Annotated in this window: 9 protein-coding genes and 2 pseudogenes; 3 read left to right on the top strand and 8 right to left on the bottom strand. The window is 68.4% G+C overall.

Annotation, left to right across the window (positions count from 1 at the left end; translation table 11 throughout):
* Positions 1-747: 747 nt before the first annotated feature.
* Complete coding sequence (locus BIV25_RS45125) at positions 748-1710, bottom strand: GlxA family transcriptional regulator (RefSeq protein WP_071378419.1); 963 nt, start codon at positions 1708-1710, stop codon at positions 748-750.
* Between the two features lie 71 nt (positions 1711-1781).
* Between BIV25_RS45125 and BIV25_RS45130 the strand changes: the two genes are divergently transcribed.
* Both BIV25_RS45130 and BIV25_RS45135 read left to right on the top strand, forming a co-directional pair.
* Complete coding sequence (locus BIV25_RS45130; protein ID WP_071378420.1) at positions 1782-2456, top strand: HD domain-containing protein; 675 nt, start codon at positions 1782-1784, stop codon at positions 2454-2456.
* Between the two features lie 47 nt (positions 2457-2503).
* Complete coding sequence (locus BIV25_RS45135) at positions 2504-2926, top strand: Rid family hydrolase (protein WP_071378421.1); 423 nt, start codon at positions 2504-2506, stop codon at positions 2924-2926.
* On the opposite strand, the gene BIV25_RS54875 is transcribed toward BIV25_RS45135, so the two are convergent.
* The 6 genes from BIV25_RS54875 to BIV25_RS51895 all read right to left on the bottom strand — a co-directional run bounded on the left by BIV25_RS54875 (position 2853) and on the right by BIV25_RS51895 (position 10228).
* Entirely contained in the window at positions 2853-3497 is a 645-nt protein-coding gene (locus tag BIV25_RS54875) for a flavin reductase family protein (protein WP_079177309.1), read from the bottom strand. The genes BIV25_RS45135 and BIV25_RS54875 overlap by 74 nt on opposite strands.
* A 22-nt stretch (positions 3498-3519) precedes the next feature.
* Positions 3520-4734: an MFS transporter gene (locus tag BIV25_RS45140; RefSeq protein WP_079177310.1), complete on the bottom strand. Its 1215-nt coding sequence runs from the start codon at positions 4732-4734 to the stop codon at positions 3520-3522.
* Complete coding sequence (locus BIV25_RS45145) at positions 4734-5978, bottom strand: HEXXH motif-containing putative peptide modification protein (RefSeq protein ID WP_071378422.1); 1245 nt, start codon at positions 5976-5978, stop codon at positions 4734-4736. Before BIV25_RS45145 ends, BIV25_RS45140 begins: the two co-directional genes overlap by 1 nt.
* Before the next feature lie 41 nt (positions 5979-6019).
* Positions 6020-8005, bottom strand: a complete 1986-nt coding sequence (locus BIV25_RS45150; RefSeq protein ID WP_079177311.1) for a M3 family metallopeptidase — start codon at positions 8003-8005, stop codon at positions 6020-6022.
* Between the two features lie 35 nt (positions 8006-8040).
* Positions 8041-9363, bottom strand: a complete 1323-nt coding sequence (locus BIV25_RS45155; RefSeq protein ID WP_143076834.1) for a hypothetical protein — start codon at positions 9361-9363, stop codon at positions 8041-8043.
* A 715-nt stretch (positions 9364-10078) separates the two neighbouring features.
* Positions 10079-10228 carry a hypothetical protein gene (locus BIV25_RS51895; RefSeq protein WP_177235657.1) on the bottom strand — a complete coding sequence of 50 codons (150 nt, stop codon included), beginning with the start codon at positions 10226-10228 and terminating at the stop codon, positions 10079-10081.
* 140 nt (positions 10229-10368) lie between these two features.
* Between BIV25_RS51895 and BIV25_RS54880 the strand changes: the two are divergent.
* Positions 10369-10546 (top strand): annotated as a pseudogene (locus BIV25_RS54880) (transposase); the annotation flags it as partial.
* 123 nt (positions 10547-10669) lie between these two features.
* Here BIV25_RS54880 and BIV25_RS54885 read toward each other — a convergent pair.
* Positions 10670-11224 (bottom strand): annotated as a pseudogene (locus tag BIV25_RS54885) (rhomboid-like protein); the annotation flags it as partial.
* Positions 11225-11457 lie beyond the last annotated feature (233 nt).

Genomic DNA, 11457 nt, shown 5'->3' on the forward strand with positions numbered 1-11457 from the left:
GGTTCACTTCATGTGCGTCCACACACTCACCGTGCCCCTGAACAAGGTCGCCACACAGACCTAACGGAGTCCTACTAGCAGTCCGCTCCAGGTCGAGGAAACGTCACCGCCGAGAGGTGTCGTGGCGCCCAGTCCTGTCACCGCGACCTTTGTCATGCCAATAGCCATCGAACGGCCCCCTTTGTGTAATAGGCACACCTCCGGCCTGTAAGTCAGGCGGGAGGCGATCAAGGCATCTGCCACTCTGCCAGGCGAGTTACGTCCCATCAGGTGCCTTGATCGACGGAGTGTGCAAGCAGAGATTTGTTGGGTCTGTACTAGGCGACGTGCACCGAACGGTCAACGGTGCGGTTATCGGGGGGACCTGGCCAGTGGTGCCGCGTCCTGCATGGTCAACCGTGCGCCCAGAGGGGAGCAGCGACGCGGACAGCAGGCCGAGGACAGCGATTCCGGCCAGGATCAGCAGGGTGGAACCAAACGCCGGGACTGGCGTCCTGCTCGTGCTGGCCGCGACGGCGATACCGAGGGTCGACCCGACGTTCATGGCGGTCTGCTTGAGCCCGCCGACGACTCCGGCAGCTACTGCCCGCTGCGGTCTCGCCGCCCGGACCAGGCCGGAGACCTCACTGCGACACGAGGACGAGCACGTTCTCGTGAGGCTCGGGTTCGACGCTTCTCCTTGTCTGCTCGGCAACTTGGACGGCAGCGGCCCGCTTCCGGAACCCATGGGTGTCGTGGTGGCCGTTCTCAGTCTGAGCGCGGGACTGCCGGCGACGTCGAGCGTGTGAAGGTGCGGCGGTAGGCAGTGGGGGTGGTGTCCAGTGCGCGCCGGAAGTGCAGCCGCAGGTTGGCTGCCGTGCCCAGCCCGCAGTCCCGCGCCACCTGTTCCACCGAGCGGTCTGTGGTTTCCAGCAGTTCCCGCGCCCTGCCGAGCCGGGCGTTGAGCAGCCACTGCAACGGGGTCGTGCCCGTCTCCTCGCTGAACCGGCGCATGAAGGTGCGCTGCGAGAGGCCCGCGTGCCGGGCAAGCACGCGCAGGGTGAGTGGCTCGCCGAGCCGGTGCAGGGCCCATCCACGGGTACCGGACAGCGACGCCTGACCGGCCACCGCGACGGGAGCCGGTACGTACTGGGCCTGCCCGCCGTCTCGGTGGGGGGCGGCGACCAGACCGCGGGCGATCTGGTTGGCCACCTCGGCTCCCAGGTCGCGGCGTACGATGTGCAGGCACAGGTCGATGCCGCAGCACACCCCGGCCGAGGTGAGCACGTCGCCCTCGTCGACGTAGAGCACGTCGCGGTCGACCGTGACAGCCGGGAAGCCCCGCTCGAACTCGTCGATGTGCTTCCAGTGGGTCGTGGCGTGCAGCCCGTTCAGTACGCCTGCTGCGGCCAGCGCGAACGCGCCCGTGCAGATCGACACCACACGCTTGCCTCGGTCGCGAGCTTCGCTCAGTGTGTCGAGCACGGTGTCGGGCAACGGGAGGATTGGTTCGAATCCCGGCACGATCACGGTGTCGGCGGTGCGCACCTGTTCCAGGCCCCCGTCGGCGACCAGTGCGAAGCCCGCGGTGGTGGCCACCTTCGCCTCCAGCGCGCACAGGGTCGTCTCGTAGCGGGTTTCCGGCCGGGTGGTGAAGATCTGCGTCGGGATCGCCAGGTCGAGTGGGGTGACCCCGTCCAGCGCCAGGACCGCGACTCGGTGCACTGTCATGGCAAGATTCTAACGAAGTTAGGAAATTTTGCCTCTCGCCAGGTCAGGGCGGTCGCGGCCAGGCTGAAGACATGACCGGACGTACTCACGAGGCGACCGCCGACCCGATCACGCTGCCCGGCACACCGCTTGCCGAGGCCGTCTTGAACCTCATCCGACCGGTGGAAACGCCGTCTGTCTTCAACCACAGCATCCGCAGCTATCTGTTCGCCCGGCTGGTTGCCGGGCGCCTCGGCCTGACCGTCGGCCACGACTACCACGACGACCTGTTGTTCGCCGCGTGCGCGATGCACGACCTCGGCGTGGCCTCGGACGGCCCGCACAGCCAGCGGTTCGAGGTCGAAGGCGCCGACCGGGCCGCCGCATTCCTGATCGACCACGCAGTGCCCGCAGCCGACGCTGACCAGGTCTGGCAGGCCATCGCCCTGCACACCTCCCCGGGCATCGCGGAACGCCGCGGCACGCTGTGTGTACTCGTCCGCGAAGGCGTCGCCCTCGACTTCGGCGGCCCACTGGGCGCAGACCACGTCGACGCCGTCACCGACGAGCAGGCCGACGCTGTGCACGCCGCCTATCCCCGGCTGGACATGGTCCGCTCACTCACTGACGCGATCGTCGCGCAGGCCGTGAGAAACCCGAAGAACGCACCCCGGTACGCGATCCCCGGCGAATTCCTCCGCGAACGCGAGACCTTCGGCCGGACCCGGCTGGAACACGTCTGCCGTTCGTCGCGCTGGGGCAACTGACTTCACGGGCTCCACGACCCCGCCAACAAGGAAAAGGAACAACCGCAATGACCGTCCACACCGTCGAGGTCGCCGAGGACAATCCGGTCTTCGGGCAAACCGCCAGCGCCTTCGCAGGCTTCGGCTATTCCGCCGCGGTCCGCGCGCACGGTCTATTGTTCATCGCCGGAACGATCGGTCGCCGCGCCGACGGAACCATCCCGGACACCATCGAAGAGCAGACCGAGACCGCCATCCTGAAGATCGAGGAGATCCTTCGGCTGGAGAACCTCGACGCCTCCGCCCTCGTCGACGTCACCAGCTACCACGTCGATATCCGCCAGCACCTGCCCGGCTTCATCGAGGCCAAACAGCGCCTCGTCAAAGCGCCCTACCCGACCTGGACGATCATCGGGGTCAGCGGCCTCGCCAGTCCCGGACTCCTTGTCGAGATCCGCGCGACCGCCGCGTATCGCGACGCACCTCGGTAGACCGCCGTTCCCGGGCCCAAGAGCCCGCCCGTACGCCCCAGAACCCCCAGACGAAGACTCCCGCGGCGTGCTGGTGGGCCCGGCAGCTGGTGAGGCCCGACCGGAACCTCCGGCTTGGCGTACACGCCCTGATGGAATAGCAGGACGTTTTCATTGCCGCTGTGAGGGCTGCGGTGACCCGGCCAATGACGATCAGGTGGTCTCCGCCGCCGTGGGTGTCCTCGATGGTGGCATCCGGCCAGGCTGCGGCTTCTGCCGGGCGTGGGGCGCCGTTGCCGTCTTCGCAGGTGTAGTCCACGCCGTCGAACCGTGCGGTTCCTTGGGTGGCAAAGGCCCGGGCGACGGGTTCCTGGTGTGCGGCGAGCAGGTTCACGCAGAAGGTTTCTGCTTCCTGTATGCGGGGCCAGGTGCGCGAAGTGCGGGAGACGTTGAAGGAGATCGGCACCGGGTCCAGGGATAATGGGGTGAAGGACTGGCAGGTGAACCCTTCCGGGCCGGTCCCGGTCGTGGTGGTGATGACGGTGATGTGCCGGTGGCAGACCGGCCAGCCGCCGCGCGCAGAGCCGCAGATGTCCTGTGGGGCTGGGCAAGCGTCAGCCGGCCTCCGGACGCAACGCGCGGGCGCGCAGCAGCGGCCAGGCCGCGAACGACACCGCCGCCATCACGCCGAAGTAGGTCCACTGGCTGGTGTCGAGCAGCGCACCGCCGAGCACAGGGCCGGTGGAGAACCCCAGGTAGCGAAGCTCCAGAGCGCCAAAGAAGGTGCCTTTTTGCGCGTCGGGGGTGATCCGGTGGGTGATGAGGTCGGCCATCGGCATGAGGATCGCTTCGCCGACCGTCCAGGCAACCACGCCGGTGAGCAGGAGGGCGAGGCCCCCGTGGGAGGTACCCCAGCAGAGGAAGGCGACGGCGAATCCGGCGCAGCCCCATGCAGCTTGCGCCGGCAGTGCCATGCGGCGGGCGAGCGTGGCGGCGGGCCACTGGTAGAGGAAGGCGAGCACGGCGTGGGCGGCGAACAAGGCGGCGAACAAGGTGGGAGCGCTGGAGCCGGACTCGTCCTTCAGATAGAGGGTGAAGGTGGATTCGAACTGGGAGAAGACCAGGGTGATCAGCACTGAGGAGGCCAGGACCAGGCGGAACCGCCTGTCGTGGAGCGCCTGGACCCATATCCAGCGCTGCCGGTGCGTGCGCTGTGTCTGTACGTCCAACGCCTTCAGACTTTGACGCCGGGCGTGGACCAGGGTCAGGCAGAGGGCGAACAGCACGGCGGAGGCACCGAACAGGGCGCGATGGGACATGTTGTAGGCGGCCGCGCCCAGGAGGGGGCCCAGGGCGGCACCGGTGGACAAAGTCATGAACCGCATGCGGAACACCAGGTCTCCGCCTTCTCCGGCCGCGAGGCTCATGAGCTTCTTCAGGGACGGACCCACCAGCATCAGGGCCCCACCCAGGCAGACGATCAGCGGGAGGACCACGGCGGGCAGCGTGACCAGTGCGAGCGCCGCGCTCAGCAGTGTGTAGAGGGCGAATCCCGCGCGCAGCAGGATATCTGCCCCTGCCCGGTCGGTCATCGTGCCGCCGACAAGGGCGCCGATCGCTCCCACCAGGGCGACGGATCCGGTGAACGCGCCGATCGCCGCGGGGGGAAGCGTGGTGAGGTCCGCGAGGTAGAGCGCGAGGAAGGGCATCATCGCGAAGAAACCCACGGAGTTGATCAGGGAACAGATGACGAGCAGCCGGACCGGGCCGTTCGCCAGCAGTTCCCGGAACCCCGCTGCCTGCCGTGTCGTATCCACTGTGTCGGCCATCAGACAGCCCTCGCGATCTCCGCGCGCATCTGCGCCCACAAGATTGAGCCCGCCGCGGTGAACTGTGCCGACGGCTCGCTCTCGATCTCGTCCAAACCGTTCTTCAGCAGGCCGGCGTTCTTGAGCTGGAGTTCCCGGTGGATGGTGTGTCCGGTCTTCTCGTACGCGCGGCGGTGGAAGGCGGTAATGCGGGCGAAGGCGTGGACGGCCATCAGCATGCCCCATAGCGGGCGGGCGTCCTTGCGCACGGGTGAGTTGAAGGTGGCTCCTTCGGCGACCGTCACCAGGGGGTCGAGCTCCAGAAGCAGCATGAGCCGCAGGTGGGAGTTCTCGTGCAGCAGGTGCTCGGCTGTGTGGTGCAGGGCGTCGAACGGCTGGACCGCTTCGGACAGGAACACCGCGCCCATCAGGATGGCCTCGGTGAAGGAGGAGTGGAATTCAGAGGCGTAGGGCACGAACAGGCGTGTGTAGGCGTGGATCTCCGCGGCGAGCTCGGGCCAGGCGTCCTCGATGAGGGCGAACGCCTGGGAGATGTGGTCGACGTCCTGCGGGCTGATCTCGCGCACGGCGAGATCGGAGCGCGGGTACCCGGGCTGGGGTTCGTGCGAGTTCATCGAGGCGAAGTGGCGGGCGATCCAGGGATCGGTGTTGTCGATCTCTATGCCGGTGCCGCTGATCATCGGGCGTCGCGTGCGCAGGGTGTGGCCCAGCCGGTCGTCGCCGTCGCCCAGCAGGTACGTGGCGGGCACGCTCACGATGCCCTTGCGGATCGCCCCGTCCCCGTCCTCGGCGATCACGATCTGCGCCACGGCCGCGTCGAAGAGCAGGTGGTGGCGTCGGCCGGGAAAGCGTAGTTCGGTCGCCGGTTCCGGCAGGTCGAGTTCAACCGCCCCGGGGCGCCGGCCGGGTCCGAGCAGGTACGGCAGGATCACCATGCGCCCGAAGTGCCGCGACCAGGTGCGGATGAACTCGCCGTCCTTGCGCTGGGCCGCGAGCATCAGCTGCCGCCACAGGTAGGAGAACATCGGGTGGGACACCACCCGCCGGGCGTCGGCGTCGTCCAGCGCGGCGAACCGCTCGGACCACAATGTCAGCTCGTTCTGGGTCTCCTCCCCGCCGAGCTGGCCCAGCCGCTTGACGACCTTGGGGACGGAAGCGCGCAGTTTGGCGGTGTAGGCATCCAGGACGGGATCGTCCTTGTGAGCAAGGGCCAGTTCGCCGCCGAGGAAGTCGGTGGAGCTCACGCGCGTGTCCTGCCTTTCGGAGAGGTCGGGTGGAGGTGGGTTTACAGGCCACGCCGGCGCAGGAACGGTTCGATGCGGGGTTGGTCGTGGCCGGTCAGTTCTGTGAACATCGCCATCGCGTCACGTGCCCCGCCCGCGCAGAGCAGCCGACGCAGCCGCTCGCCGTTCTCGCGGGTGAGACCACCGTGCTGGTCGAGCGTGTCGGCGATGTCTGCGGCGATGATCTCCGACCACAAATAGGCGTAGAAGCCGGCGCCGTAGGGTCCGTGGAAGACGTGGTCGAAGTAGCCCGAACGGTAGCGGGGCGGGATCTCGGGCACAGTGTCCAGGCCCCAGCGGGCTACGGCTTGCTCCTCGATCGCGGCAGCATCCCAGGCATCTCGCGCATCTGCTGGCCGGGTGTGCCAGGCCCAGTCCACCACGGCCGCGCCGAGGATCTCCACGAGCATATGCACTCCGCCCGGGGCCTGTCCCGCCCCCAGGTGTTTGATCCACTCGTCGGGCAGGGGGCGTCGGGTGGCATGGTGTCGGGCATAGCGGGCAAGCAGCGTGGGGTGGAATGCCCACGTCTCGTGGACTTGGGCGGGGGCTTCGGAGAAATCCCGCGGCACGCCAGGGGCCGAGTGGGCCGGATAGGACACATCCGAGAGCAGGGCGTGCAGCGCGTGCCCGAACTCATGGAACAGTGTGACGACTTCGGCAGGATTCAGCAGGCACGGCTGGCCCGGGCCGGGGGCGGTGAGGTTGAAGGTGTTCACCACGATGGGCCGGGCACCGGTGGCATGGGCCTGGGGCCGCAGGATCCCCGTCCACGCACCGCCCCGCTTGCCCTGCCGGGCGTACGTGTCGATCAGGTAGAGCCCTATGGGCCGATCGTGCTTGTCGGTGACCTCGAAGATCCGGGCCGCGGGGTGGTGGGCGGTGATGTCGGCCCGCTCGGTGAACGTCAGCCCGTACAGCAGCCGGGCGCTGTCGAAGAGCCCGTCGGCCAGGACCGCGTCCAGCGCGAAGTACTCCCGCAGTTCCTGCGGCGCCGGCCCGCCGCCGTCACCTGTCGTCCGGGCCGTGTAGTACGCCCAGTCCCACGCCTCGATCCTGTGCGCGGCTGCGGCCTCCAGCCGCCTGCGCTCCTCGGCGGCCGCGCGGATGAGCGGTGCGGCCAGGCGGTGGAACATGTCCTCCACTGCCTCGGGGCTTGCTGCCGTCTGTTCCTGCGTGGCGTAGGCCGCGAACGTCGCATGGCCCAGAAGACGGGCCTGCCGCGCCCGCAGCCGCGCGATCTGCCCGGCCCGGTCCTCGTTGTCCGCGCCCCGCTGCAGCGCGTGCTCCAGCAGCGACCGACGCATGGCACGGTCTGTGAGCTGGGCCAGGGCAGGCTGGCTGGTGGACGACACCAACGACAGCACATACCGGCCCGCGGACTGGCCGGAACGCCGGGCCGCACGAGCGGCGGCCGCCACCTGGTCGGCCGGCAGCCCATGCAGCGCATCGGCGTCCTCCAGCAGCAGCGCGTGCTTTTCGGCGCCGCGGATCAACTCCTGCCGATAGGCCGCGCACGCGCGCGACAACTCCCGGTTGACGGCGCCCAGTTCCCGGGCGGTGACGGAGTCCAGCATGGCCCCGGCCCGGTGCAGCCGGCGCCGCCAGAACTCGACGAGCGCAGCGGGCTGGGCATCCAGCTCGCCCCGCTGCGCGTAGACGGCTTCGATACGGGTGGCCAGCTGCCGGTTGCGCACGATGCGCCCCTCGTGACGCGACAGCCGCACGGCGAAGTCCTGCTCCACCGCGGCCAGCTCCGCACAGCCTCCGGCGGTGACCTGATGGGTGAACGCGTCGTGCAGGTACTGCAGCTGACCGCCCGACAGCTCAAGCGCCTCGACGGTGTTGGCGAAACCGGGCGGATCGGGGTTCTGCGCGATGGCCCGGACGCGTGCCTCCCGCTGTGAGAGGACAGCCTCCAGCGCTGGCAGATAGTGCTCGGGGCGGATCGCGGCGAACGGTTGGATGCCGTACGGTGTGCCGGTCACTCCCGGCGTTGTCAGCAGCGGGTTCGGGTCCGTGCTCAACGGGCCGCCTGCATCCGGGCACCCAACTCGCTCACGGCCCACGCCTTCAGCGGGGACAGTGCGGCAGTGGTGCAGAGATCCCGCAGGAGGATCAGCGGCGACAGAGCACGCCGGTCCAAAGTGGCGGAGGCCACCAGCGGTGCGTGGGCATCCTGGCTCTCGCCCAGCTCGATGGAGCAGCGCGCCGCTTGGCAGTGCGCGTAAGCGGCGTAGGGGGCGCCCAGGCGCGCCGCCGTCCGGTACACATCGCGAGCCTCGGCGGTGCGCTGCTCCCCCCTGAGGAAGTCCCCCAGCCGCACGTGCACCTTTGCGTCCAGCGGATCCCACTCGGCCATGCGACGGTAGAACCGCTCCGCGGCCGCGAGATCACCGCGGGCTTTCGCCGAACGCCCGGAGGTCTCCAGCACGGGGTGGACATTCTCCCGTGCCAGCGGCGCGCTGTCCGGATCCGCTGTCTTCACCGCCTCCAGGGCGTATTGCTCGGCGAGTTCCAGCTGCCGCTTCACCTCAGCGTGATCGCCCTCGAAGAACGGGATGAAGGCGACGCCGCGCCAGTAGATGGAGGTGTGCAGCGCCTCCATCGGTTCTTCCGCCTGGCGCGCCATTTCGTCGGCGGCCTGCCGCCAGTGCCGCATGGCCGCCAACGCCTTCTCCCGGTCGCCCTTGGCACACAGGACGATCATGTGGGCAGCAGCGCCGAAGCGTACGGGCGCGGGGAAGTCCTCGCGCTGGGCGATGGTCTCCATCACGCCGCGTGCCCGCACAAACGCCGCGGCCGCGGTCTTCGCGTCGGGGGCGAGCTGTGCGTCGGCATTGTGCCGGAAGTAGGTCAACCGCAGCGAGTCCAGACAGTCGCCGCCTGGGGTGTCGGCCCGGACGAGCTGGGCCACGGTCTTCCAGAAGCCGAGTTTGGCCAGTGAGGTCACGACCCGGGAACGGTCGGCCGCGCTCAGGCCATGCCAACCGTCGATCATGCCGCACAGCTGCCACCAGCTCTTGGACCGCGCCGTCTCGGGCACATCCCGCGGATCCTCCGGGTTGAGCTCACGGGGCTGCTCGGCCTTGAGGGCTTCCCGCAACAGCCCCAGGGAAGCGATCTGGTAGACGGGCACCGGCAGCCCCTCAACCAGACGGCGGCCGACATCGGCCGTGCACTGGGCGTGCAGCGGGCCGCCCGAGCTCTCCAGATCAAAGTACGAGGCCAGCAGTTCACGGGAGCGCGGCACCGGCTCGGGAGTGAAGGCGCTGGGCGGCAATTCGACCATGGGTGTCAGCTGTTCGACAGGCACCGTGGTGCGCAGAAACTTCTCCACCGACAACTCCTCTGCCTGATCCTGTGGTGCGCTGTGACGCGGTGCCAAGTGCCGATGGCCGCAGGAGGGCGCCCCCCTGCGGCCATCGGAAGTCCGTCTCAGTCAAGACGGACGAGTCGTCCGATCAAGATCAGACGGCCGGGGCGTAGTAGGCCACACCCGAAACCGTCATGCCGAACTCCTCGGCCAGTTCGTCGACCTCGACCTCAACCTCAGTGATCTGCTCGGCGTTCATCTCTGAACCTCCTGAATCCGGAAATATCCCCCGGCGATCCGGAAGACCACCCGAACGTATGCCGGAACCCGAGACCCTTCAAGCGACTTGATCTTCCGCGAATTACCGGAAGGTACCGCTCCATGGCGACCGCTAGCGCCCTTTTTTTCTTGACTACATCTCATTTGCTCGGCCAAGGTCAGGCAATGGCGCACATGCGCAACGTGTACGGCACATGCACAGCGGGGAATCATTCGCCCTTCGCCGCGGAAGTGCCCCCTCCGCAGCGAGACGTGACGCAGATCACGACCGCAGTACCGATGATGTTTCCCCCTGTGTGCTGAGGTGTCAGACCATAAACAGCATTCAGGGCGAACTGCCCACAAGTGCCACGTTGTCCATGGAACCTCGGCGGCTTTCCGGCGCACTTCGTGCAGAAAACATGACCGGCGGGACGACAAGGACGAGGGGAGGAACACGGCCGCGTCCGACGCGGCTTGGGATGTGTCAGTCCCCTCGCCGCGTGGAGACGATCTGTGCGGCCGGTCCCTCGGCGAGGGTGGCCCGGTACTCGCGTTCGTGGCCGATCGGGCTCTGCGCGACGACAGGGTCTTCACCTCCGCCCCGCCGATCGCGCAGGCGGCTTGGCCCAGTCATTGAAACTCCTGGCAGACGAATTGGCGCAGACACCCTCCGAGCTACCAAGAGGCCCTGTTCCCATGCCCGGCACCGGCCGCAATCACCCGATCGAGCCCCCGTTCGACGGACACCACTCGAGATCGGAAAGACAACAGCCCAAAGTCATGGACGGCACGGCCGAACGGCAGAACCGACCCCTCGACCGCGTCTACCCGGGTCCTGTTCATGGACGCCATCAACGTCAAGACCGGGGACGGGCAGGTCGCGAACCGTCCCGTCTACGTGGTGATGGCGGTGACCGTGGACGGCACCCGCGACATCCTCGGCATCCGGGCCTGATACGGGGGCGAGGGCGCCAGGTTCGGTCTGAAGCGGCGCTGCACGTAACGTCAGTCGGCGCAGGCAGCGGTGGCGGGCGTCGGACGACCGCAGACCCCATGCCAGCAGCATGCCGGTGAACAGTGCTGTCACGTGGCCGACGGGAGTGACCCCCAGCGTGGTCAGGCCACTCGTGATGTGCGGTGCGCGCACCGCGAGCGCGGCCAGCGCGGTCCATCGGTGCCACCGCCTGGCCCCCGCTGCCACCACGGCGGCCAGGGCCGAGACGATCACGTAGGACGGGCCGACGTCCAGCGTCGCACGCAGCGCCGGGTCTGCTTGGCCCGCCGCGATCCGCGCTGCCAGCAGCCCTTCGCTCACCAGTGTGCCGAGGACTTGGCCGGCCGCGATCAGCGCGACCGCCCGCATGTTGCCGAACCGGACGACGAGAAACGCCAGTACGGCCCCGGCAAGGGCGATGCCGCGCAGACAGGCCCAGGGATCGGTGCCGAACAGGAAGGCGGAGGCGATGAGTGCTTCCACGGGGTGATCATCCATGTTGGCCAGGTCGGTCGATGCCCAGGTGTTCACCGCGTGATCGGCTCCGCAGGTCAGGGACGACGCGGCGGCGAGCAGGGCGAAGCCCCAGGGCACAGGGGAAAGCCATCGGCGGGCGGGCGTCCGGGAGAGGTCCATGCGGCCGACCCTGGCCGAGGGTGCCCGCTCCGCGGATCTGGCCACGGGACGACCGGCTGATCTCTGTCTCTGGACAGAGGCGGATGATCACTCTCCTGGCTAGGGTCGGATGCGTGCGAGGCATGATGGTGAGGCATGACATGGCGTCCTTCGCCAGGAGGCTGAGGCCGACTCAGCTGATCGGGCTGGACGTGCTTTTGGCCATGGTCCTGATGGTGTGGAACGTCCTGTGG

Origin of the sequence: Streptomyces sp. MUSC 14, from assembly GCF_001866675.1 — a bacterium.
In the GTDB taxonomy this organism is placed as follows: Bacteria; Actinomycetota; Actinomycetes; order Streptomycetales; family Streptomycetaceae; genus Streptomyces.